Origin of the sequence: Ruegeria atlantica, from assembly GCF_013033965.1 — a bacterium.
In the GTDB taxonomy this organism is placed as follows: domain Bacteria; phylum Pseudomonadota; class Alphaproteobacteria; order Rhodobacterales; family Rhodobacteraceae; genus Ruegeria; species Ruegeria atlantica_D.
Map to the genome: position 1 here is coordinate 369,420 of NZ_WQFE01000004.1, position 24,291 is coordinate 393,710.

Here is a 24,291-nt window from a genome sequence, read left to right on the forward strand (position 1 = left end):
GCAATGGTATACATAACTCAGCAAGCACACCGCCTTGGTCCTTGAATCAAAGGCTTTGGTGATGCAGATAACTACTAGCGAATCCCGGGACCTAAGTCATTTCAGAGGGAGGCCACAGATGCCCATCAAAGTCGGACAAGACACCGCCAAAACACGCCGCAGCCTAAGCGTGAATGGCAAATCCATTTCATATTATTCGATCCCCGCCGCACAAGAGGCCGGTCTGGGCGATTTCTCGCGCCTTCCCGCCGCGCTCAAAGTGGTTCTGGAAAACATGCTGCGGTTCGAAGATGACGGTTTTTCCGTCTCGGTCGACGATATCAAAGCCTTTGGTGAATGGGCGACTAGTGGCGGCAAGAACCCGCGCGAGATCGCGTATCGCCCGGCCCGCGTGCTGATGCAGGACTTTACCGGTGTTCCGGCTGTGGTCGATCTGGCCGCGATGCGCGATGGCATCAAAGGGTTGGGCGGTGATGCGCAGAAGATCAACCCTCTGAACCCGGTCGACCTGGTCATCGACCACTCGGTCATGATTGACGAATTCGGCAACCCGCGCGCGTTTCAGATGAATGTGGACCGTGAATATGAGCGCAACATGGAGCGCTATCAGTTCCTGAAATGGGGTCAGTCGGCATTCAACAACTTCCGCGTCGTGCCCCCCGGCACTGGCATCTGCCATCAGGTAAACCTGGAATATCTGGCACAGACCGTCTGGACGGACACCGATCAGAACGGGGATGAGGTCGCCTACCCCGACACGCTGGTCGGCACCGATAGCCACACCACGATGGTCAACGGCATGGCCGTTCTGGGCTGGGGCGTCGGCGGGATCGAAGCCGAGGCCGCAATGCTGGGCCAGCCGATCTCGATGCTGATCCCCGAGGTTGTGGGCTTTGAACTGACCGGCGCGATGGTCGAAGGCACAACCGGCACTGACCTTGTTCTTAAGGTTGTTGAGATGCTGCGCGAAAAAGGCGTCGTGGGCAAATTCGTCGAATTCTATGGCGAAGGTCTGGACCGCTTGCCGCTGGCCGACCGCGCGACCATTGCCAATATGGCACCGGAATATGGCGCGACCTGTGGCTTCTTCCCCATCGACGGCGAGACCCTGCGCTACATGCGAAACACTGGCCGGGACGAAGATCGTCTGGCACTGGTCGAAGCTTATGCCAAGGAAAATGGCCTGTGGCGCGATGAGAACTATGCGCCCATCTACACCGACACTCTGACGCTTGACATGGGCACGATCGTTCCCGCGATCTCAGGTCCGAAGCGCCCCCAGGACTATGTTGCACTGACCGACGCCAAAGCAGCCTTTACCAAGGAAATGGCCGACACCTTCAAACGCCCGATGGGCAAGCAGGTCGAAGTCAAAGGTGAAGAGTACGGCATGGAGTCCGGCAAGGTCGTGATCGCTTCGATCACTTCCTGCACCAATACCTCGAACCCTTACGTGATGATCGGAGCCGGTTTGGTCGCAAAAAAGGCGCATGAGCTGGGCCTGAACCGTCAGCCGTGGGTCAAAACATCCCTGGCCCCGGGATCACAGGTTGTATCGGAGTACCTTGAGGCTGCGGGCCTGCAGCAACATCTGGATGCCATCGGATTCAACCTTGTCGGCTATGGCTGCACCACCTGCATCGGCAACTCCGGCCCGATCCAGAGGGAAATCAGCGAAGCAATTACTGAGGGCGATCTGGTTGCCACCTCGGTTCTTTCGGGAAACCGCAATTTTGAAGGCCGGATTTCACCGGACGTGCGCGCAAACTATCTCGCCTCGCCGCCGCTGGTTGTGGTCTACGCGCTGGCTGGAACGATGGATATTGACCTGACGTCCGAACCAATTGGGCAGGACAAGGAAGGCAACGACGTCTTCATGAAAGACATCTGGCCGACCCAAAGCGAAATTGCCGAGCTTGTGCAGGAAACCGTCACCCGCGAAGCGTTCCAGTCCAAATACGCAGACGTCTTTAAAGGCGACGAAAAATGGCAGAGCGTTGAGGTCCCGCAGCAGGAAACCTATGACTGGCCGCCGACTTCGACCTATATCCAGAACCCTCCGTATTTTCAGGGAATGGGTCCCCAGCCGGGCACAATCTCGAACATTGAAGGGGCCAAGGTCCTGGCCGTTCTGGGCGACATGGTCACCACCGACCACATCTCGCCCGCCGGTTCGTTTGCAAGCACGTCGCCAGCTGGTCAGTATCTGATCGAGCGTCAGGTGCAGCCGCGCGAGTTCAACTCCTACGGCTCCCGCCGCGGCAATCACGAGGTCATGATGCGGGGCACCTTCGCCAATATCCGCATCAAGAACGAGATGCTGGACGGGGTCGAAGGTGGCTATACCAAAGGCCCGGACGGCGCACAGACTTCGATCTACGACGCCTCAATGGCCTATCAGGCGGCGGGCACACCGCTGGTCGTGTTCGGTGGCGAGCAATACGGCGCAGGCTCATCACGCGACTGGGCTGCGAAAGGCACAGCCTTGCTGGGCGTGAAGGCCGTGATCGCGGAAAGCTTTGAGCGTATTCACCGGTCCAACTTGGTTGGCATGGGCGTGATCCCGTTCGAATTCACCGGCGGTGACACCCGTAAGACGCTGGGACTGACAGGCGATGAAACCGTTTCGATCCATAGCTTGGATTCGGTCGAACCGCTGCAAGAAGTGCCTTGCACCATCGTTTTTGGCGACGGAACCGAAAAGACAATCACGCTGAAATGCCGGATCGATACCGCGCCCGAGATCGAATACATCGAAAACGGCGGTGTGCTGCAATACGTGCTGCGCAATCTCGCCAAAGCAGGATAGAACAACAAAGCCCCGGCCAACGCGCCGGGGCTTTTTCCTAGGCCAGTGTCACAGACGCAAAGATAGAGCGCGTGCCGCAGGCACGCTCCGCTAAGCAACGGCTCGGGTTACTGCCCGGCTTTTTCCAGGGCCGGGCGCAGCGTGCTTTCGATCACACGCTGCGTGATCGGGCCGGCAAAGCGCAGAATGATCGTGCCTTCTCCGTCGATCACATAGGTTTCCGGAACACCGTACAGACCCCAGTCCAGCGCCATGCGCCCCTGCTCATCCCGACCGATGGCCACGTAGGGATCGCCGAGTTCGCTCAGAAAAGCTTCGGCATTGTTCAATTGATCTTTGTAATTGATGCCATAGACCGGGATGCCCTCTTCAGACAGCGCCTCAAGGTTGGGATGCTCGGCCCGGCAGGGTGCACACCAGCTGGCCCAATAGTTGACCAGCTTGACCTCACCATCACGCAGAGTGGCATCGTCGAACATCGTCTTGCCCGGAAACTCGGTCAAGACAACCGGCGGCGCAGGCTGCCCTTCGCGCGCAGACGGCAAAGCGTTGGGGTCGTCGCGGAACATGCCAATGCCGGCCAAAACGGCGAACGCGCCGAAGATCAAGGGCGGCGCGACCATCAGGGGCGAGATTTTAGCCATTGCGCGTCATCCTGTTTTCGACCTTTTCCATTTCCATTCGCACTTTGCGCCCGCGCATCACACTGAAAACGACAAGCGCGATTAAAAGCGCCAGCGAGGCTGCATAGGACCACAAAACCGCGTCGGCGTATTTTCCAAGATCAGGAATCATCCGTTCAACCTTTCCCGCGCAAGCAGTGCTTTGATCCGTCGTGCCCGAATTTCTGTTCCCGTGCGATACAGAACCAACGTAATGAACAGCAGCACAAATCCGATGATGCACAGCAGCAGTGGATAGAAATAAATGTTGCTGACTTTTTCTTCGGTATCCGCGCCGGTAACGGCTGCGGCACGCATCACGGACGCCCCCTGATGCAGCCCTTGGTTCCAAAAATTCACGGCATAGCGGCTGAGTAAGGCGAACACCGAGCCTACCAGGCACAGGACCGAGGTCAGATCGGCCGCCGTGTCGGAATCCTCGATCGCTTCCCACAAGGCGACGTAGCCCAGATAGAACAGGAACAGGATCAGGAAGGCGGTCAGGCGCGGATCCCAGGCCCACCATGTGCCCCACATCGGTTGCCCCCATATCGCGCCGGTCGCCAGAGCGATCAGGGTCATCACGATACCAACCGGCGCTGCGGCCCGGGCAGCCAAAGCACTGACATGGTGACGCCGCACCAGCCAGACCAGCGAGGTTGCAAGCATCATCAGCCAGCAATTGATCGCCATCAATGCCGCGGGAACGTGAAGGTAGATGATCTTGACCGTCGAGCCCTGCTTGTAATCATCTGGCGTGAAGAAAAAGCCCCAGGTCAGCCCAACGACCAGACACAACAAGGAAGACATCCAGAAGAACGGCAGAACCCGCTCGCTGGTCGCGAGGAATTTGCGCGGGTTGGCGTATTCCCAGAGGGTATTGGTTTTGGCTGCGATAGACATGGGCTCTATTTAGTCCGACTCGTGTTCGTTCACAATTGACATCAGTCAAACTGCGACTGCGTCACCGAAGGTTGATCCGTAGAACAGCCGCGCTGGCAAAGGGCAGCAGGGCGATTGTGGCCGCTGTGATCCCCGCCAGCATCAACAGTGGGGTCTGCGTCTCCATCCCTGTAGCACCACGGCGTGCAACCTCGGCTCCGAAAATCAGCGTTGGTACGTATAGCGGCAGAACCAGAAGTGACAGAAGCAGCCCGCCGCGCTTCAGGCCCACTGTCAGGGCTGCGCCGAATGTGCCGATCACACTCATGGCCGGAGTTCCAATTAGCAGTGAAATCACCAGCCAGAAAAAGCCCGGAACTGGTAGGTTCAATAACACGCCGAGAAACGGCGCGGCCAGAACCAACGGCAACCCCGTTGTAAGCCAGTGGGCCAGCGCTTTGATCGACACGACCGCCTCAAGCGGCAAGGGCGCTGTGGCCAACAGATCGAGCGACCCGTCTTCCCAATCCAGCGCCAGCAACCGGTCCAGCGATAACAGGCAGGCCAAAAGCGCGCCCAGCCAAAGCACACCCGGCGCAATGGTCGACAGCAGCGAAGATTGCGGGCCGACGGAAAACGGCACCAGAACGGTCACGATCAGAAAGAACGCAAGACCGAGGCCAAAGCCACCGCCCGCGCGGAAGGCCAGTTTCAGGTCGCGCAGCAACAGAGCGATCACAGGAAGCCTCCGTCAAAGTCGTCGATGGGCTTTGGTTTGGCTTTATTCGGTCCCACATCCAAAACCGCACCGTCCAGGCCCAGGTCGATATGAGTTGCGATCAGGGCCGAACCGCCCTGCCCCAAATGCGCACGGACCGCATCAGCGAACATCTGGACGGCGCTTTTGTCCAGCGACACGGTGGGTTCATCCAGCATCCAGATCGGCCGTCCGGTGACCAGCATCCGGGCCAGACCCAGGCGGCGTTTCTGTCCGGCGGACAGATTGCCCGCATGGCGGTCCGACAGCTCGTTCAGGGCAAAGGCATCCAATGCAGGCTGAATGTCATGGGTCCCGAAAACCGACGCCCAGAAGGTCAGGTTTTCGACCACCGACAGGGTCGGCTTTAGCCCGTCGGAATGCGAGGCATAGGCGATCCGATCCTCGGCCCCGTCAATGGTGCCGTTCAACGCCGGCTGCAACCCGGCCAGTGTGCGCAGCAAGGTTGTTTTGCCGATCCCGTTTGGTCCGCGCAGGATCAGGGCCTGTCCGGTTTGAAGCGAAAAGTTCAGCCCTTCCAGCACGGGGATACCCCCGCGAGTGATGGCCAGATCGGTTACGGTCAGTGTCATACGGTCCCGCTTATCTTATTGCGCATAGGGGCAAAAGGCGGGATTTGCCGCAGGGCAACAACAGTTCCGCTTTTGGATAGGTACCGAAGCGAGGGGCCAGCCCCTCGCGCTCCCCGAGATATTTTCAGCCAGATGAAGTGGATCCCATCACGTGGGAAGCAGAGCCAGCGCAATACGGCGGCCTTCGGAGAGCAAGACGTTATAGGTGCGGCAGGCTGCGGGCGAGTTCATGATCTCAACGCCCAGCCCCGCCTTCTCAAGCGTTTCACGAAAGTCAGAGGGGATGTGGACCAAGTCGGCGCCTGTTCCGATCAACAGGACATCCACCTGCCCGGCCAGTGCAAGCAAGCGGGATTGATCGTCATACCCTTCCCATCTGGCAGTGCCAGTGGGGCCGGTCAAAACCGACCCTTCGTAGACCTGCCCACCAATACGGAAAAAGCCGGGTCCGTAGCCATCAACAGGTGATGCGCCGTTATATGTTATCTCATTCAACCGCATGGATGTCTTCTATGCCCCAAAGCGGCAAGCCCGACAAGGCGGCGAGCGCGATAACCACATAGGCTGCGGCGCGATAGAGCTTTTCCTTTTCCGGGTTGAACAGCCAGCCGCCCAGCCAATTGCCCAGAAGGTTCGGGACCGACAGAGCCAGACCCAGAATGACACTGTCGAGGGTCACGCGCTCCAGGATGGACAGGAAGCCGAAGATCAGAAAGTCGAAGCCGAAAAGAAACAGCAGGATCGTGGCCCGAATGACTTCTACAGGAAGGGGGCGGGACATGTAGAACAGGATCACCGCTGGTCCGGGCAACCCCGCAACGCCGCCGAGAAAGCCCGCAGCGCCACCGATTGCCGTCACCATCGCGCGCCGCACGCGGCCTTGGTAGCGTAATCCCAGGATCAGGATTGCGAGCATGAACAACGCCAGGAAGCTGACCGCGTATCGAAACACCTCGGGCTCGACTTGTGTGAGAACCCACAAGCCAACCGGCAGGACCAAGGCGCAGCCCAGCAGCAGCCGTGCCAGATCACCACGATCCACGGCGCGCCATGCCCGTCGCAGGTTGGGAAGCGGTCCGAAGATATCCATGATCGTCAGTCCGATCAGCGCCCCAAACGGACCGAGGAACGGGGTTGCCAAAGGCAGAAAAACCAGCGCGGTGCCAAACCCGGAAAAACCGCGCACGATCCCGCCCAACGTCGCTGCAAAAGTGATAACGGCCAGCCCCGTGGGGGACTGGCCGAACAGATCAGGCATCCACATTTGCGAACTGGTTGCCCGCGTTATTGGATGGTTTCGACCAATCGCGTTTAACACCAAGCCACAGCAGGATGGTTGAGGCGACAAAGACCGAGGAATACGTCCCCACGATCACGCCCCAGATCATTGCAAAGACAAAACCGCGGATCACGTCGCCGCCCAGTACATAGAGCGAAATCAACGCCAGCAGCGTGGTAACAGACGTCATCACCGTCCGGCTGAGGGTTTCGTTGATCGAGATGTTCAGGACTTCTTTGAGGTCTTTTTTCTTGTACTTCCGCAGGTTTTCACGCACGCGGTCAAAGACGACCACTGTGTCGTTCAGCGAATAACCGACAATTGTCAGAAGCGCAGCGATAATCGCCAGATCGAAGCGGATCTGCAATTCCGAGAAAATCCCGATGGTCAGGATCACGTCATGTACCAGCGCGGCCACCGCGCCCAAAGCGAACTGCCATTCGAAGCGCAGCCAAATGTAGACGAGCACCGCCCCGATGGCCAAAGCAACCGCGATGACAGCGGTCTGGATCAGTTCGCCAGACACTTTCGGGCCAACGGATTCCACGCTTTCAAAAGGCAGTTTCAAACCAGGATCCGCCGCTGCCAACACTTCGCCAACCTGAGTGATCACATCTGCTGTCACGGCTTCAGCGTCTTCCTGAGCCTGAATTCGGATCATTGCAACGTTCTCGTCCGGACCAAAACTTGGGTCAAAAACCTCTGTAATACTGACGTCACCTAACTCGAGCGGTGCCAGAGCGTCGCGATAAACGCCGACATCGATCTCTTGGGTACTTTGGGTCCGAATAGTGGTCCCACCACGGAAGTCGATACCAAAGTTCAGCCCTTGCAACATGAAGGACGTGAAGGCCACGATCATCATAAGGGCCGAGATACCCAGCCAGATCTTCCAGCGGCTGAAGAAATCGAACGAGGTATTCTGGGGTACGAGTTTCAGTCTCATGATCACACCTCAATCGTTTTCGGGCGGCGGCGTTCGAACCAGATGACGATCATCAGGCGCGTCACGAAGATCGCGGTGAAGACCGAGGTGAGAATACCAAGGCCCAACGTAATTGCGAACCCACGTACCGGGCCGCTGCCCATTGCAAACAGGATCACGGCGGTGATGAATGTGGTCACGTTTGCGTCCAGAATGGCCGACAACGCCTTTTCATACCCCAGCTCGATAGCACGTGCCGGGCCTCTGGCGGATTTCAGTTCCTCTCGGATCCGTTCGAAGATCAGCACGTTAGCATCCACCGCCATGCCGACCGTCAGCACGATGCCGGCGATACCGGGCAGTGTCAGGGTGGCTCCGATCAGGGACAGCAGGCCAAATAGCAGGCCGACGTTGATGATCAGGGCGATGTTGGCAAAAATACCGAACAAACCATAGCTGAGCGCCATAAAGGTCAGGACCGCGACAAAAGCCACGATCGTTGCGACCTTACCGGCGTCGATGCTGTCCTGACCCAGCTCGGGGCCGATGGTCCGTTCTTCGAGGAATTCCAGCCCCGCAGGCAAGGCACCCGCGCGTAACAGAACGGCCAGATTGGTGCTTTCCTCGACGGTGAAATTACCGGTGATAATGCCCGAGCCGCCGGGAATGTGGCTTTGGATGACCGGGGCCGAGATGACCTCATCATCCAGAACGATGGCAAACGGCTGGCCGATGTTCTCTAGCGTATAGTCGCCGAATTTGCGCGCCCCGGACGTGTTGAACCGGAAGCTGACTGCAGGGCGGCCGTTCTGGTCGAAGGACGGCTGCGCGTCCACCAATTCCTCGCCGGTGACGACCGGAGCCGACTCGACCGTGTAGAAAAAGCCGGTTTCGTCGATGGAGGGGATAACCTCTTCGCCGATCCCCGGAACTACATCCGGGTTGGTGCCCCGCCCTTTAACCGGGTTAAAGGTCAACTGCGCAGTGGTGCCGATGATCTTTTTCAGCTCTCCGGCGCTGCCGATGCCGGGTACCTGTATCAGGATGCGATCCGCGCCTTGACGCTGAATGGTGGGTTCCCGAGTTCCAACCTCGTCGATCCGGCGGCGGATGATTTCCAGAGCCTGTCGCACCGTGCGATCGTCAGAGGCCAGCTTTTCAGCGTCAGACAGTTGCACGATGATGGTATTATCGCCCTCGGCACGGGCCTCGATATCAGTCGCACCGACACCGGTCAGCGTCTGTACCTGACGGGCCAGACCGCGCACGACTTCCAGCGCGCGGGACATGCCTTCGGGCTGGCTGATACGCACGCGAATCTCATCCGGGGCCGACTCTTGCTTGCGGATCGTGCCCACTGTGGAGCGCTCATCCCGTAACGCGTCGCGGATTTCCGGCCACATCGCCTCCATCCGGGATTCGTAAACATCTTCGACATTCACTTCGGCCAGCAGATGCGCACCGCCGCGCAGATCGAGGCCCAGATTAACCAGCGACGACGGCAACCAGTTTGGCCATTGCGCCGCCTCGGCCTGCATTTCGGGGGTGTCGATGCCAAGCTCGATTGCGGCCTTGGCATCGTTGGATTGCTCGACGCGCGTATAAAACGCATTCGGCAGGGCAAGGATCAGGCCGATCACGCAGACCAGCCAGATCAGAACCCGCTTCCAGGTATTAATTTGCAGCATTACCCTGCCTTTTCAAGGAATTGTAGCGCGAAGTTATTTCGCCGGTTCAGTCTTGTTCAGAACCTGCGCGATAGTCGATTTGACCACACGAACCTTCACACCTTCGGCGATTTCAACTTCGATCTCGTTGTCGCCTTCCTTGACCTTGGACACTTTGCCGATCATGCCACCCTGCGTGACGACCTGATCGCCGCGGCGCACGGCCTCGACCATGGCCTGATGTTGCTTCATCTTTTTCTGCTGCGGACGGATCAGCAGGAAATACATGATCGCGAAGATCAGGATCAGCGGGAGAAACTGGGCGATTGCGCCACCTTCCATGGGATATTCCTTTGTTTTGTTGCTGCGGACGCACGCCGCAAATTTGGCGAGAACCTATGCCCTGAATTGCGCCTTTGCAAGCAAAGGCCGCGCTGCGCACCCGACGGACCCGACCATAGTGCTAAAAGAACATCTCAGACGTTGCATATATGTCCTAGGCACGCCACAGAAACCGGGTATAGTTTGGGTCAAGGGGGACATATGGCACGGCAATTCAAGCCCTTCCTTTTACTGGTTTATTTCCTGACGGCATTGGTGTCGAACCTGTGGTTTTCAGACGCCGCGCTGGCACAGGAAACACCGGCTGAGCCTCCGCCTTCCGAGGGTGCGGAAACGGGTGCTTTCGTCGCCCCGGTCATCGTTGACGGAGACGTCTTGTTCAGGGTCCGTGGATCCAGTGCCCTACCCGCACCCGAGCGGGCGGAAACTGTTCAGGATAAAATTGTCGAAATCGCCGAAGCCTCGGACAAGCCTAAGGTCGAGATCACATACGAAGAGACCGAGTTCGGCATCTGGACACTCGCCGATGGTGAGAGAGTTTCGATCGTCACCGAAGCTGACGCTGAACTGGAACAGATGGAGCTGAGCGTTCTAAGTGTTTTACACGGGAACGCGATCAAGCAATCCATCGAAGCCTACCGCTCCAACCGCACTGAACAGGCGCGCGTATCCGGTGCGATCGAGGCTGCGGCATGGACGATCGGATTTATTATATTTTTGGTGGCGATCCTATGGTTGCACCGTCGGATTCGCCGGAAGACACTGAAATTTGTCTCGCGTCACCTGAAGGGCGTGGAAACCGCGACGGCAAAAAGCGTTCAGGCCGAGGCGATTGCCGCGCTGGTGCGATATGGGCTGAACTTTGTTCTGCTTATCATCTTCTTTCTAGGCTTTTATTACTACCTCTCGTTTGTACTGCTGGCCTTTGCCGAGACCCGCTATTTCGCGCAGCTGCTGCTGACCTATTTGACTGAGCCGGTGCTGCTGATTTTCAAGGGCGTTATCAGCTACATCCCCAATATGATCATGCTGGGTTTGATCACTTGGGTGGCGATGTACATCATCAAGGGGATGCGGGTGTTCTTTGACGCGGTCGAAGCGGGCTCGTTTGACATGGGCGATTTCGAAAAACACTGGGTAAGTCCAACCTTTAACATCGCCCGTGTCGTGGTGATCCTGATCGCGTTGGTCTTCGCCGTCCCCTACATCCCCGGATCGGACTCGGCTGCGTTCCAGGGCCTGACGATCCTGGTCGGTGCCATGCTGTCGCTGGGCGCCAATTCGGTCGTGTCAAATATGCTGGCCGGCCTGTTTGTGATCTATCGTCGCTCGACCTCGATCGGCGACCGGATTCAAATCGGCGATCATATCGGCGATGTAGTTCAGATCAAACTGATGGAGACGCATCTGAAATCCATCAAGAACGAATTGATCTCGATCCCAAATGCGCAGCTGATGAACTCGGATGTGGTGAACTTCTCGAAGAAAACCGATGGCAGCGGCCTGTTGCTGCACACTACGGTCGGCATTGGCTATGAAGAACCGCCCGAAAAGGTTGAGGCGATGCTGATCGAGGCCGCCAATCGCACCAAAGGCATCAAGGCCAAGCCCGAACCCTTTGTTTTGTGGACGGCTTTGGCCGATTACGCGATCAACTACCAGATCAACGGCTATACGACCCGAGGCAGCATAATCCCGAGAATCCGGTCGGACCTGCATCGCAATATCGTGGCCGTGTTCAATGAAAACGGCGTTCAGATCATGACACCCTCTTACATGGCCGATCCGCCGGAACCAAAGATCCCGGCCGAGCATTGGGATGGCCATCTGGCGCATGAAACACACGAGGACACCGATAAGTCGTAAGGGACGCTACACCCCGCCTTTCAGATGGTGCATAAGCGGTTTCAGTGATTCACGCATTTAAGGATCTGAACCATGCACGACATCCGCGCCATTCGCGAAAACCCAGCCGCCTTCGACGCCGCACTTGCGCGCCGCGGGGACGCGCCGGTGTCGTCAGAATTGCTTAGGCTGGACGAAAGCCGCCGGGCCAAGATTCTGGCTGCAGAGACAGCTCAAGCGGAACAGAACAAGGCCAGCAAAGAAGTCGGTGCCGCCAAGGCCCGTGGTGACGAGGAAGAATTCCAGCGCCTGCGCGCGCTTGTGGCTGAGAAAAAAGCCGAGATCGCCCGGATGCAAAATGAGGCCAAGGATCTGGACGCGCTGCTGTCCGATCAGTTGATCCGTATCGCGAACCTGCCGGCCGATGATGTGCCCGAAGGTGCGGACGAGAACGATAATGTCGAAGTCAACCGCTGGGGCACTCCCAGCCCGCGCAACTTTGAACCCAAAGAACATTTTGAAATCGAAGCCGTTCAAAACGGCATGGATTTTGAAACGGCCGCCAAGCTGTCCGGCTCGCGTTTTGTGCTGCTGTCCGGCGGAGTTGCCCGCATTCACCGAGCATTGGCGCAATTTATGCTGGACACGCATATCAACGAGAACGAACTGACAGAGGTGAACGGCCCGGTTCTGGTTCTGTCCGAGATGATGCAGGGCACCGGCCAATTGCCGAAGTTCGGCGAGGACAGCTATCAAACCCGCGAGGGCTGGTGGTTGATCCCGACCTCCGAGGTGTCGCTGACCAATATCGTCAACGACACGATGATTGAGGAAAGCTACCTGCCCCGGCGCTACACCGCGCATTCGCTGTGCTTCCGGTCCGAAGCCGGATCGGCTGGCAGGGACACGCGTGGTATGTTGCGCCAGCACCAGTTCGAAAAGGTCGAGATGGTCTCGGTCACGCATCCCGACAAGTCGGATGACGAACAGAAACGCATGTTGCGCTGTGCCGAGGGCATTTTGGAAAAGCTGGGCATTCCCTATCGCACCGTCGTTCTGTGCACCGGCGACATGGGTTTTGGTGCACGACGGACCTTTGATATCGAAGCGTGGCTTCCGGGTCAGGACACGTATCGAGAGATCAGCTCGGTCTCGACCTGTGGTGATTTCCAGGCGCGCCGCATGAATGCGCGGTTCCGGCCCGAAGCTGGCGGCAAGCCGGAATATGTTCACACGCTGAACGGATCGGGTCTGGCCGTAGGGCGTTGCCTGATCGCCGTGTTGGAAAACGGCCAGAACGCAGATGGCACCGTCACCCTGCCTGAGGTTCTCGCTCCCTATCTGGGCGGCAAGCTGACGCTTCAACTGGACGGCACGCTGGCATAAGATAACCGGCATCCCGTAGGCAGCCGATCTGAGAACAAGCAAGGCGGAGAAGTTTACTTCTTCGCCTTTTTCTTATCCTTTTTCTTGTCTTTCTTTTTGTCTTTTTTCTTGTCCGCTTTGTCGGCTTTTTTCTTTTTGTCTTTCTTCTTATCCTTCTTCGCCTTGGCCTTCACCTTGTCCTTGGCTTTCGAGAACACGGCTTCCATTTCCTGAAGTTTCTTGGCGGCCTTTTCAGCCTTGGCTTTGGCCTTTGCCTTCTTCTTAGCCTTGGCTGCAGCAATTTCAGCAGCGGCTTTCTCCTCGGCCGCTTTGCGTGCAGCCTCTTCCGCGCGTTTCTCAGCGGCAGCGGCAGCAATGGTCTTTCGGGCCGCTGGTCGGCGCGTCGCGGGTTTTCTGGCGGGCGCACGGCGCGTTGCAGGTTTTGTCGCAGTGCGCTTGGCAGCAGGCTTGGCCGCTGCGGGTTTTGGTGCTGCTGGCTTCGCCGCAGTCGCCTCTTTCGCGGCTGCGATCAGAACAACTGCACGGGCTTCACCGATACGCGGGACTTTGATCAGAGCAGCGGGGGTTGCCTTGGCAACGGCCTCGGCGGTTTTGAAACCATTGGCAGCCAAAGACTTTCCAAGCCCCTCTCCGACGCCTTTTATTGCGGTCACTGCGGTCATTCTTTGTCCTTTCCGATTTTCCCTGCATTTTCGTATGTATAGCAGAAATTCTTTCTCACAAGTCGGTACCCGAAGATGCAGGTCAATTGCGTCAGTTGCTGTGGGCAAGGCTGCCTGGGTGGTCCTTTCGAGGAAACGGCACCAGCCGCTTGGCGTCTTCATCCCACAGTTTCAGGGTCAAGGCCGCGACTGCTTCGGGGAACTTGATCCGGCGCGGTGTGAATTCAGGCGGCAAGTTGTAATGGCACGCGCGCAGCCGATAGGACGGAATGCGCGCATTGAAATGGTGGATATCGTGCAGGGTGATACAGGCGACCGCATTGTCGAACCACCATCCGAAATCCAGCGCCGATGACCCTTGAAGTGCGGCCAGTTGCGGGTCCAGATCCGGACGAACATCCCAGTACGTGTCCTCGAAATTGTGTTGGAGATAGACCAGAAACACACCCAGCATCCCGCCCAGCAGTGAAAACACAAGCCAGACCAGAATACCTGTGGTCCCCGTGATCAAGTACAGCAGGCCAAGAAAGACGATGATCGACAGGTTGTGCAGCAACACGCCCTTCACACCAAACCGCACCGTGTTCTTAGGCCACCGGTAACGAATAAAGTAGGTAAACAGCGCCCCGATTGGGACCAGGATGAATGGATTGCGATAAAGCCTGTAAAACAGCCGTGTTTTCCAATCGGCCTGGTTCCATTCCCGCAGGGTCATCGTATGGATTTCACCCGTCTCGCGATGTTCAAGATTGCCGATGCCCGCGTGGTGCAGGTTGTGATTCTGTTTCATCACCTCAAACGGAGCAAACGTGAACGGCGAAAGTCCGTGCCCCGCCCACTCGTTTTGGCGACGTGTCTCAAACAGCGAGTGATGCCCGCAATCGTGCTGAAGCACGTAAAGGCGCACCGCCGAAAAGGCGAAGACGATTCCGGCGGGGATCATGACATACCAGCGATCCACAAAGGCGATCGCCAATGCTAGCGACGTAAAATACACCGCAAAGGTCCCAAAATAGCTTAGCGCGGCCAATCTGTTGTCCTGAACCGCGTATTGCCGTGTGTATTCCCTCAGATCCATCCAGCCGCTCCCCACGTTGGTCAGGTCCAATGGTTGTAAAAAACTAGTGCGGATGCTCCGCGTGAAATAACGCGCGCTCAAAACAGATGCACGCTAGTGAATGCTAGCGCGGGGAATTCGGGCTGTCACGCCCCTCAGCCGAAAATGCTGAAAATTGGCGTAGTTACGCGCGACCCTTGAGATGTTTGGCCAAAGCGCCCGCGTTTTTCTTGCGGCGTCCCTTGTAGGGATTCTTGTCCCCCTGTCCGCGTAATGTCAGGCGGATCGGGGTACCGGGCATGTCAAAGTCTTCGCGCAGGCCATTGACCAGATACCGTGTATAGCTGGCTGGCATCTTGTCGGGGTGCGAACACATGACCACGAATCCAGGTGGGCGTGTCTTGGCCTGAGTCATATAGCGCAATTTGATCCGTCGGCCTTGCGGCGCTGGTGGCGGGTGCTGTTCCAGCATCGCCGTCAGCCAGCGGTTCAACGCGGCTGTCGGGACCCGGCGGTTCCAAATGTCATGGGCACGCAGGATGGCAGCGCGCAAACGCTCAAGCCCCCTTCCCGTTTTAGCAGACACGGTAATCAAAGGCGCGCCGCGCAATTGCGGCAGCAGGCGTTCGAACGACTCTTTCAGGTCGCGCAGCTTTTCCTGTTTGTCTTCTTCGATGTCCCACTTGTTGATGGCGACAACGACAGCACGGCCCTCACGCTCTGCCAGATCGGCGATACGCAAGTCCTGCTGTTCGAACGGGATGGCTGCGTCCAACAACACGACCACTACCTCGGCAAATTTAACGGCGCGCAGCCCGTCCGAGACCGAAAGCTTCTCAAGCTTCTCCTGCACCTTGGCTTTTTTGCGCATGCCGGCCGTATCAAAGATACGCATCGGCGTGCTATCCCCGTCCGGGTCGGTCCAGTCGACGCGCAAACTGATAGCATCGCGTGTAATACCGGCCTCAGGGCCGGTCAGAAGACGATCTTCGCCAATGATCTTGTTGATCAACGTGGATTTACCAGCGTTCGGACGACCCACAACGGCCACCTGCAGCGGTTTCGCGGCAGTGATCAGAGGCGTTTCGCCCTCACCGTCCTCATCCAGTTCAATATCGGTTTCCGGCGCATCCTCGACCGCCTGTTCTTCGGCGGCATCGGCCAACGGCATCAGCTGGGAATACAGATCGGTCATCCCCTCGCCGTGTTCGCCCGAAAGACGCACCGGCTCACCCAACCCTAGATTGTAGGCTTCAAGAACACCCGCATCCGCCGCATTACCCTCGGCCTTGTTGGCAGCAAGGATCACGTGTTTGGAGCGCTTACGCAGAATCTCGGCAAACATCTCATCGGTCGGAGTAACGCCAACGCGCGCGTCGATCATGAACAGGCAGACGTCGGCCATGTCCACCGCACGCTCAGTCAGGCGGCGCATTCGGCCCTGAAGGCTGTCGTCGGTCGCATCTTCCAGACCAGCCGTGTCGATCACGGTAAAGCGCAGATCACCCAAGCGCCCTTGGCCTTCGCGCAAGTCGCGCGTCACGCCGGGCTGGTCGTCGACCAAAGCCAGACGCTTGCCCACAAGGCGATTAAACAGGGTGGATTTGCCCACATTCGGGCGCCCCACGATGGCGAGGGTCAGCGACATGATACTCAACTTTCAAGACTCAGACGCGCCCTTTAGCGCATCTTGTGGTCAACGGAAAGCGTGCAAATCACCTTTGGTCGACACGACGTAAAGGGTCTGACCCGCTACGACCGGCGCCGTCGTCGCGCCACCGGGCACTTCAACACGATTCACCAGTGTTCCGTCAACTGGGTTGAAGAACCGAATATAGCCGTCATTCGAGGTAACAACGATGCGCCCACCCGCCATGATCGGACCATAATGCGCGTAAATCGGGCCACGGCGGTTCGGCTTGTCTTTGACAAATCCCGGCAGGTCCTGCGCCCAAACGATCACACCAGTGGCCGCGTCTAACCGCACTAGCTGACTACGGTCACTGATCAGGAAAATGCTGTTGCCAGCGGCCCAGACCGTATCCACAGCCCCTTCGTCTGCAGTCCAGATCCGATCGCCGGAATTGGCATCGAACGCAACGGTTCGACCCGAATGGTTGCCGATATAAATCGTGTCGCCGACTGCCATCGGTCCGCCGGTTACATCGACGATCTGAGCCGCCGCGCGTCCGCGACGCCCCCCGGCCACTGACGCATTCCAGCGGCGAATACCGCCCCGGCGAAACGTCGCCGCAATATCACCCGAGCCAAATGCGAAGACGGAAAAATCTGAAGCAATCACCGGTGCGGGCGCGCCAAGAACGTTTCCGACACTAGGGGTGCCTTGAATTTGCCAGGCTATGCGACCGTCCTTGGTATTGACCGCCCAACCGGTTTCGTCACCGGCCACCAGATAAAGCAACCCGTTGCTGACCAAAGGTGCTCCGCTGCCCGTCGCGTTCAGCTTCTTCTGCCACCGAACTGCACCGGTTTTGGCATCCAGCGCCGTCAACCGACCAAAACCGGAAGATACATAAAGCACGCCATTATCATAGGCCATTCCACCGCCGGTGGCATCCGAGTCGCCGTCATTTGGGGGGATGAGATCGGTGTCCCAAACGACCTGCCCTTGCGGCGACACAGCAGACACCGTTGCCCCCGCATCCAGCGTATAGATCAATCCACCCGCGACAACGGGTTCGGCCGTGATCCGCTGCCTGCGCGAGTCACCCTGCCCAATTGACGTGGACCAGATACGCTGCGGCGCAGCTCGCAACTGTGCATTGGTTGTCCGGAACGCAGCCGTGCCTGCACTTTGCGGCCAGCTTGCGTTGGCTTTTTGCCCCGGCAAGCTGATCGGTTTCGATCCGCGAGTTTCCACCGTTTCGGTATCGGCGGCAGGACGGATATCTTCACGCGGCCCCGGCAAAATGACTTCAGGTTCGCGGCAAGCGGCGACCATGGTCAGGGAAAGGGCTGCCATCGGCAATCCAATACGGGAGAATAGACTTGCTACCATGATATTCCGAACTCGCCTGTGAATTTTTTTGCCACCACCGGATCAGCCCTGCTGGGCTACCAATGGCTCTGGTTCGCCACCCAGTGCTATGATCAGCTGAGCCGCACGTTGCTGCAAATCCACGCCAACCTCTGCATCCTGACGTAAGGCTTGAAGCCGCGTGATGGCCGCATCGACATCGCCCTCGGACACATCAATCAGGGCCAACTGTTCCTCGGCCAACAACCGCAGCGGTGCGCCCGGCGCAGCCAGCGCCTCGAGCTGAAGGCGGCGATCAGCGACCGGCAGAGTGTCGGTCTGAAGAAGCAGCGCTTTGAAAGCCGCGATAGCGCGGTAGATTTCCGGCAGATCGCCCTGGGACGCAATGGCATTCAGACTGGCGATCGCATCCTGTTCCGATCCGGCCTCAAGCTGAGAGGCCGACAACAGCATGTTGAGAACGGCATCCCCACCCGGCGATTGTGTTTCGACGGCGGCAAGGCTGGCTGCCCGGTCACCCGACTCATTCTGCGAAAGCGCCGCCAGAATCGAGTCACCCAATTCTTGCGCCTGACTGGTTGCCCGCGACTTGCGAATCTCATTGAACGCAGCGCCGCCAACGATCAGGACAACTGCAAGCACGCCGACCCAACCCCATCTGCGTAGCAGCAGGAACAGACGGTCTCGGCGAACCTCTTCGGTCACCTCATCAATAAAACTGTCGACGTCGCTCATCCCTGCCCTCCGGGGCTGCATCCTTGGTGTATGGCGCCATGTCATACCCCGGCACATTCGCCAAGCCAAGGGTCCGATTTCGCTCAATCCCGCTGAGGGCTTACACTCTTGTACAAAAAAATAAACCGAACTATTCAGTTTAGTGTGGAAAAGGTTCATAATCGTCCCCACTTTCTAGCATGACCGCCAAAAAAACGTGGAAAAGAATTCTGGGAGTAGCCCTGCATGCGATTGATTTCATTGGCAAACGCCGCTTTGGTGATTGTTGTTCTGTTTTTGTTGGTATTTGAACGAGACACCTTGTTCGCCTTTGCCGGGCGCGCGGAAGCCGAGGCCGGCCCTGACGCTGCCGGCGATTCCAACTCGGTCGCGGACACGGATCAGGCGACGATTGGCGTCGTTGCCGTTAGGTCAATTGCACGCGAAATTGACAGCGCCGTGCTATTGCGGGGCCAGACCAAGGCCAATCGACAGGTCGAAGTTCTGGCCGAAACTACATCCACTGTCATCTCGGAACCCAAACGCAAAGGCACATTCGTGGAAGCGGGCGATATCCTGTGCGAGCTTGACCCAGGCACCCGCCCCGCCAGCCTGGCCGAAGCCAAAGCCGCCAAGTTGGAGGCCCAAAGCCGTATCCCAGAAGCCGAGGCGCGTCTGGATGAAGCGCATGCGCGTGTCGCTGAGGCCGAGATCAACCTGACGGCCGCGAATAAACTGTCCGAGACCGGGTTCGGGTCGGAAACACGCAGAATCTCCAGCGAGGCGGCCATGAGGACCGCAGAGGCCGGCATCAAAACCGCCGAAGCAGGTCTTGAGGCCACCCGCGCCGGGATCGAAGCCGCAACGGCCGAGGTCAAAGCTGCGCAACGCGAGATTGACCGCCAGACCATCGAAGCCCCCTTCAAAGGGCTGCTGGAAAGCGACACAGCCGAATTGGGCAGCCTGATGCAGCCCGGCTCGCTCTGCGCAACCGTCATCCAATTGAATCCGATCAAACTGGTTGGGTTTGTACCTGAAACCGAGGTGAACCGGATCATTGTCGGGTCCGAGGCCACCGCGCAACTGGTTACTGGTTTGCAGGTCGCAGGTCGTGTGACATTTCTGAGCCGTTCGGCGGATGAAACAACCCGTACCTTTGAGGTTGAAATCACGGTTCCAAACCCGGAACTGGCCATTCGCGACGGCCAAACCGCCGACATCCGCATCTCGGCCGCTGGGGCCAAGGCGCATTTCCTGCCGCAATCGGCACTGACCCTGAACAATAATGGCCAGCTCGGTGTTCGCACCATCGGCCAAAGCAACGTGGTCGATTTCCAACCCGTCGTTCTGCTGCGCGACACCGCCGAGGGAGTTTGGGTTAGCGGCCTGCCGGAAACTGCGGACATCATAATCGTCGGGCAAGAGTTCGTGACCCGCGGCGTCACAGTCGAACCCACATATCGGGAAGCAGCAAAATGACCGGAATCGTCAGTTGGGCCGCCGGCCGGGCCAGAATGGTTCTGGCCTTCATCGCCATCTCATTGGTGGTGGGCGGGTTTGCCTATGTCGGCCTGCCCAAAGAAGGCGAGCCGGATATCGAAATCCCTGCCCTGTTTGTCTCGGTCCAGTTTCCGGGCATTTCTGCCGAGGACTCGGAAAACCTGTTGGTCAAACCAATGGAAACCGAGCTTGCCGACCTTGATGGTCTGAAGGAAATGACGTCCACCGCTGCCGAAGGCTATGCCGGTGTGGCGTTGGAATTCGATTTCGGCTGGGACAAGACCGCGATCATGGCCGATGTGCGCGACGCAATGAACAGCGCGCAGGCTGAATTCCCCGAAGGCGCTGAACAGTATTCTCTGTTCGAGATCAATTTTTCAGAATTCCCCATCGTTATTGTCAACCTGACCGGCGCGGTTCCGGAACGCACGATGGCCCGTGTTGCCAAAGACTTGCAGGACGACCTTGAGGCGATGGATTCGGTGCTCGAGGCTGGTATTGCGGGCAATCGAGACGAGATGCTTGAGGTGGTAATCGACCCTTTGCGCCTGGAGGCGTACAACGTCACAGCCGCTGAACTCATTAACGTTGTTCAGAACAACAACCAGCTGATCGCGGCTGGCGAGGTTGAGACTGCGCAAGGCACATTCTCGGTCAAGATCCCCTCTTCCTTCAAAACAGCGCAGGATGTTTATGGCCTGCCGGTCAAGGTAAATGGTGACCGGGTCGTCACCTTGGGAGAGTTGGCGCAGATCAACTACACCTTTGAAGACCGCGAAGGGACCGCCCGTTTCAACGGCGAACAGACTGTCGCGCTACAGGTGGTCAAGCGCAAGGGCTTTAACCTGATCGACACGGTTGAGGGCGTGAAACAGACCATCGCCGCCGCGCAGGCGAAATGGCCGCCCGAGATGCAGGCCGCTATTCAGCTGGGCACCTCAAACGACCAGAGCCGCATCGTGGGATCGATGGTCAGCCAGTTGGAAGGCTCGGTTCTGACCGCTATCGCGCTGGTGATGATCGTTGTTCTGGCCTCGCTTGGCACACGTGCCGCGCTGCTGGTCGGTTTTGCGATCCCGACCTCGTTCCTGCTGTGTTTCGCGTTCCTCGCCGTCATGGGTGTCAGCATTTCGAACATTGTGATGTTCGGTCTGATCCTTGCGGTCGGGATGCTGGTCGACGGGGCCATTGTCGTTGTGGAATACGCGGACAAACGCATCAAAGAGGGCGTCGGCCCGATGCACGCCTATGTCGAGGCGGCGCAGCGGATGTTTTGGCCGATTGTGTCGTCGACTGCCACTACGCTTTGTGCCTTCCTGCCGATGCTCTTCTGGCCCGGCGTTCCGGGTGAGTTCATGGGCATGCTGCCTGTCACCCTGATCTTCGTTCTGTCGGCCTCGCTGATCGTTGCGCTGATCTACCTGCCCGTCATGGGTGGTGTCTCGGGACGTCTCAGCCGGGTCTTTGACCGCACCTCCAACTGGCTGCGTGCGCGCACCCGTTGGTGGGTCCGCGCCGTCATGGTTCCGCCGTCGCTCTACCTGATTTTTCTGGGGGCGATGCAACTGCTGAACCCAGCCTACCTGCTGCCCGAAGGCGCATCCGGGGGCGTTCTGTTTGGCGCGTTTCTGTTCATCTTCGGTGCCTTTGCCGGATCGGTCACGCTGAGTGCTGCCAAGATCGAACGCGCGCCGGATCAGCATGTGCATACAGCGCGTGAACACACGCCCTTTGGCTACGTTATCAAATTTCTGGTAGGCAACCCGATCATGCCGATTGTCTCGATTGGCGTCATTGGGTTTGCTGTCATGAGTGTCATGACCGCTTATGGGAACAACAACCGCGGCGTCGAATTCTTTGTCGAAAGCGAACCGGAACAGGCCACAGCCTATGTTCGGGCCCGCGGCAATATCTCGCTGGCGGAAAAGGACCAGATGGTTCTGGCCGCCGAAGAAATCATCAGCGCACATCCTGCGGTCGTTAACGTCTTTGCCTTTGCTGGTGAAGGCGGGTTGAACCAGAACAATGGCGGCGCGCAGGCTCCGGCCGATACCGTCGGTCGCGTTCAGTTCGAGATCATTCCGTGGGAAGATCGGCCCAACGTGTCTGAGCCAATCCTTGGTGGGTTGATCGACCGCGAAACGGTAGCACCGGACTATGACGGCGACTTTGTGCTGGATCAGTTGAACGCGGAACTGGCGCAGATCCCGGGCATCGTTGTCGAAATCCTGCCATTGGAACAGGGTCCGGCCTCGGCCAAGCCTGTTCACTTGCGTATCAAGGCGGACGGTTGGGAGGAGTTGACCTCTGCCACGGTCACAGCCAGGGAAGTGTTCGAAGAAACTCCTGGCCTGATCAAGATCGAAGACACGCTGCCCCTGCCGGGTATCGACTGGCAGATTGACGTGGACGTTGCAAAGGCGGGTCGGTTCGGTGCGGACGTAGCCACCGTCGGTGCAATGGTGCAGCTGGTCACGCGTGGGCTGCTGCTGGGCGAAATGCGGCCCGAGGGCGTGGATGAGGAAATCGAAATCCGTGTCCGCCTGCCCGATGCAGATCGGGTGCTTTCCACGCTGGACACGCTCAAGGTACGCACGCCTGACGGTCTTGTGCCCCTGTCGAACTTTGTCACGCGCAAACCAGTGGCCAAACTGGCCGAAATCAACCGGATCAACCAACAGCGCTATTATGATGTGAAGGCGGATGTGGAACCGGGCCTGAGCAAGGTTGTGACCGATGGCCCCGAGGGCACTGAACAACGGCTGGCAATCGTACGCGAAGTTGTAGACGGCGCGGAACCCACCGGCGCGACCCTCACCGGCCCGACAGGCAGTATCTATGAGCTGGTTTCGCTGACAGGCGCGGAAAACGCCGACGTCTTGCGGGCGGATATCGAGTCCGGTGACGCCCGGATCACCCTGATCAACCCGAACGAGCGCATTGCGGTGCTGACCGAATGGCTGGAAACCAACCCCTTCGGCAATGCGGTCAGTTGGGAATGGACTGGCGATCAGGAAGATCAGGAAGAATCCGGTGCGTTTTTGGCAAATGCATTTCTAGGCGCGTTGGGGCTGATGTTCGTGATCCTGCTGGCGCAGTTCAACTCGTTCTACAACTCGGTTCTGGTTCTGCTGGCTGTTGTCCTTTCGACCACCGGTGTTCTGATCGGCATGATGGTCATGCAGCAGCCCTTCTCGATCATCATGACCGGGACAGGGATCGTGGCCCTGGCGGGGATCGTGGTGAACAACAACATTGTTCTGATCGACACTTATCAGGAATACAGCCGCTATATGCCTCGGATCGAGGCGATCATCCGCACGGCCGAGGCGCGTATTCGCCCGGTTCTGTTGACCACCCTGACCACCATGGCGGGCCTGACACCGATGATGTTCGGATTGTCGCTGGACTTCATCAATGGCGGTTATTCCATCAACAGCCCAACCGCGCTGTGGTGGAAACAGCTGGCCACGGCGGTTGTGTTCGGGCTGGGTATCGCAACAGTTCTGACCCTGATCGTCACACCTTCGTTCCTGGCGCTGAGGGTCTGGGTCACCACCTATGCGGTATGGGGGGGCAAGGCGCTGGCTCGGGCCACCTCGGGCCGCTCCAGCCAAATCGCTCAGGATATGGCCGTTGGGCGCGCTGCGCGTCAGGTACAGGCCACGGAAGTTGTCTGGGGTGATGAGACGCCTACTGCGCCCGCATCAGATGCGGACAAGGATGAGCGTCCTGATCACCCACCCACATCGCCTCTCAAAGCGGCAGAGTAACAAAAAATGGCGAACCCCACGGTTCGCCATTTTTCTTCTTTAAGACTTAGTCGGTGAATACATATTCACCCAGATCACACAGGTTCAGACCGAAATCTTCAACTGACGAGCCATCGTCAAACGCGCCCCGGATGTCGTAGACGCATGTGGTTAATCCATCGGCGATCACAACATCGGCTTCGTAGTCGGGCGCCAGATAGCCACCGCGCAGCAGGTTGCCCTCCCAACTATCGGACGACGCGGGCGAGACATTGAACTCAACCAGATCCGCGCTGGAGTCGTTCACGACAAGAAATTCAAGATCCTCGGCAAAAGCCGACGTTGCCATAAGAACAGCCGCGGTCAAAGCTGCTGCTACACGCATTTTCATTAGATAATCCCTTATTTTAGGTCCGGCCACAGTGCCTGGCACCATGACTTTATGTGAAGTGTCACCAAGG

At 58.2% G+C, this 24,291-nt stretch carries 21 protein-coding genes; 5 read left to right on the forward strand and 16 right to left on the reverse strand.

Features of this window, described 5'->3' with window-relative positions:
- The first annotated feature begins 118 nt into the window (after window positions 1–118).
- A complete protein-coding gene (gene acnA / locus GOW16_RS10665; RefSeq protein ID WP_170414430.1) occupies window positions 119–2,809 on the forward strand; it encodes an aconitate hydratase AcnA in 2,691 nt (896 codons plus the stop codon).
- Between the two features lie 107 nt (window positions 2,810–2,916).
- Here the strand turns inward: acnA and GOW16_RS10670 are convergent, their stop codons facing one another.
- The 10 genes from GOW16_RS10670 to yajC form a co-directional block, all read right to left on the reverse strand.
- Window positions 2,917–3,453: a DsbE family thiol:disulfide interchange protein gene (locus tag GOW16_RS10670; RefSeq protein ID WP_170414434.1), complete on the reverse strand. Its 537-nt coding sequence runs from the start codon at window positions 3,451–3,453 to the stop codon at window positions 2,917–2,919.
- A complete protein-coding gene (gene ccmD, locus GOW16_RS10675; RefSeq protein ID WP_170414436.1) occupies window positions 3,446–3,604 on the reverse strand; it encodes a heme exporter protein CcmD in 159 nt (52 codons plus the stop codon). Before ccmD ends, GOW16_RS10670 begins: the two co-directional genes overlap by 8 nt.
- Window positions 3,601–4,374, reverse strand: a complete 774-nt coding sequence (locus GOW16_RS10680) for a heme ABC transporter permease (protein WP_170414439.1) — start codon at window positions 4,372–4,374, stop codon at window positions 3,601–3,603. Before GOW16_RS10680 ends, ccmD begins: the two co-directional genes overlap by 4 nt.
- Before the next feature lie 61 nt (window positions 4,375–4,435).
- Window positions 4,436–5,092 carry a heme exporter protein CcmB gene (gene ccmB, locus GOW16_RS10685; RefSeq protein WP_170414442.1) on the reverse strand — a complete coding sequence of 219 codons (657 nt, stop codon included), beginning with the start codon at window positions 5,090–5,092 and terminating at the stop codon, window positions 4,436–4,438.
- Window positions 5,089–5,703 (reverse strand): heme ABC exporter ATP-binding protein CcmA, encoded by a 615-nt coding sequence (gene ccmA, locus GOW16_RS10690; protein WP_170414444.1) that lies wholly within the window; start codon window positions 5,701–5,703, stop codon window positions 5,089–5,091. Before ccmA ends, ccmB begins: the two co-directional genes overlap by 4 nt.
- 147 nt (window positions 5,704–5,850) lie before the next feature.
- Window positions 5,851–6,204 (reverse strand): Mth938-like domain-containing protein, encoded by a 354-nt coding sequence (locus GOW16_RS10695; protein WP_170414446.1) that lies wholly within the window; start codon window positions 6,202–6,204, stop codon window positions 5,851–5,853.
- A complete protein-coding gene (locus tag GOW16_RS10700) occupies window positions 6,191–6,961 on the reverse strand; it encodes a sulfite exporter TauE/SafE family protein (protein ID WP_170414449.1) in 771 nt (256 codons plus the stop codon). The genes GOW16_RS10695 and GOW16_RS10700 overlap by 14 nt, the downstream gene beginning before the upstream one ends.
- Window positions 6,954–7,928, reverse strand: a complete 975-nt coding sequence (secF, locus tag GOW16_RS10705) for a protein translocase subunit SecF (RefSeq protein ID WP_170414452.1) — start codon at window positions 7,926–7,928, stop codon at window positions 6,954–6,956. The genes GOW16_RS10700 and secF overlap by 8 nt, the downstream gene beginning before the upstream one ends.
- Before the next feature lie 2 nt (window positions 7,929–7,930).
- Window positions 7,931–9,595: a protein translocase subunit SecD gene (secD, locus tag GOW16_RS10710; RefSeq protein WP_170414455.1), complete on the reverse strand. Its 1,665-nt coding sequence runs from the start codon at window positions 9,593–9,595 to the stop codon at window positions 7,931–7,933.
- 33 nt (window positions 9,596–9,628) lie between these two features.
- Window positions 9,629–9,916 (reverse strand): preprotein translocase subunit YajC, encoded by a 288-nt coding sequence (yajC, locus tag GOW16_RS10715; RefSeq protein WP_058274044.1) that lies wholly within the window; start codon window positions 9,914–9,916, stop codon window positions 9,629–9,631.
- 201 nt (window positions 9,917–10,117) lie between these two features.
- Here yajC and GOW16_RS10720 point away from each other — a divergent pair, with 201 nt between their 5' ends.
- Both GOW16_RS10720 and serS read left to right on the forward strand, forming a co-directional pair.
- The gene (locus GOW16_RS10720; protein WP_170414458.1) at window positions 10,118–11,782 is read left to right on the forward strand and encodes a mechanosensitive ion channel family protein; all 1,665 of its coding nucleotides are present in this window, start codon (window positions 10,118–10,120) and stop codon (window positions 11,780–11,782) included.
- Between the two features lie 72 nt (window positions 11,783–11,854).
- Window positions 11,855–13,147, forward strand: coding sequence for a serine--tRNA ligase (gene serS, locus GOW16_RS10725; protein ID WP_170414460.1), 1,293 nt, complete (start codon window positions 11,855–11,857; stop codon window positions 13,145–13,147).
- Window positions 13,148–13,200: 53 nt separating this feature from the next.
- On the opposite strand, the gene GOW16_RS10730 is transcribed toward serS, so the two are convergent.
- The 5 genes from GOW16_RS10730 to GOW16_RS10750 form a co-directional block, all read right to left on the reverse strand.
- Window positions 13,201–13,809 (reverse strand): helix-hairpin-helix domain-containing protein, encoded by a 609-nt coding sequence (locus tag GOW16_RS10730; protein WP_170414463.1) that lies wholly within the window; start codon window positions 13,807–13,809, stop codon window positions 13,201–13,203.
- A gap of 91 nt (window positions 13,810–13,900) precedes the next feature.
- Window positions 13,901–14,887, reverse strand: coding sequence for a fatty acid desaturase (locus GOW16_RS10735; protein WP_170414466.1), 987 nt, complete (start codon window positions 14,885–14,887; stop codon window positions 13,901–13,903).
- 163 nt (window positions 14,888–15,050) lie between these two features.
- Window positions 15,051–16,514, reverse strand: coding sequence for a ribosome biogenesis GTPase Der (der, locus tag GOW16_RS10740; RefSeq protein ID WP_170414469.1), 1,464 nt, complete (start codon window positions 16,512–16,514; stop codon window positions 15,051–15,053).
- Between the two features lie 48 nt (window positions 16,515–16,562).
- The gene (locus tag GOW16_RS10745) at window positions 16,563–17,849 is read right to left on the reverse strand and encodes an outer membrane protein assembly factor BamB family protein (RefSeq protein WP_438826270.1); all 1,287 of its coding nucleotides are present in this window, start codon (window positions 17,847–17,849) and stop codon (window positions 16,563–16,565) included.
- A gap of 78 nt (window positions 17,850–17,927) precedes the next feature.
- Window positions 17,928–18,599 carry a hypothetical protein gene (locus GOW16_RS10750; RefSeq protein WP_170414474.1) on the reverse strand — a complete coding sequence of 224 codons (672 nt, stop codon included), beginning with the start codon at window positions 18,597–18,599 and terminating at the stop codon, window positions 17,928–17,930.
- A 225-nt stretch (window positions 18,600–18,824) separates the two neighbouring features.
- On the opposite strand from GOW16_RS10750, the gene GOW16_RS10755 reads away from it, so the two are divergent.
- Window positions 18,825–20,057, forward strand: coding sequence for an efflux RND transporter periplasmic adaptor subunit (locus tag GOW16_RS10755; protein WP_170414477.1), 1,233 nt, complete (start codon window positions 18,825–18,827; stop codon window positions 20,055–20,057).
- Window positions 20,054–23,851, forward strand: coding sequence for an efflux RND transporter permease subunit (locus tag GOW16_RS10760; protein ID WP_170414481.1), 3,798 nt, complete (start codon window positions 20,054–20,056; stop codon window positions 23,849–23,851). The genes GOW16_RS10755 and GOW16_RS10760 overlap by 4 nt, the downstream gene beginning before the upstream one ends.
- 46 nt (window positions 23,852–23,897) lie before the next feature.
- Here GOW16_RS10760 and GOW16_RS10765 read toward each other — a convergent pair whose 3' ends face one another.
- Window positions 23,898–24,221 carry a hypothetical protein gene (locus GOW16_RS10765; RefSeq protein WP_170414483.1) on the reverse strand — a complete coding sequence of 108 codons (324 nt, stop codon included), beginning with the start codon at window positions 24,219–24,221 and terminating at the stop codon, window positions 23,898–23,900.
- Between the last annotated feature and the right edge of the window lie 70 nt (window positions 24,222–24,291).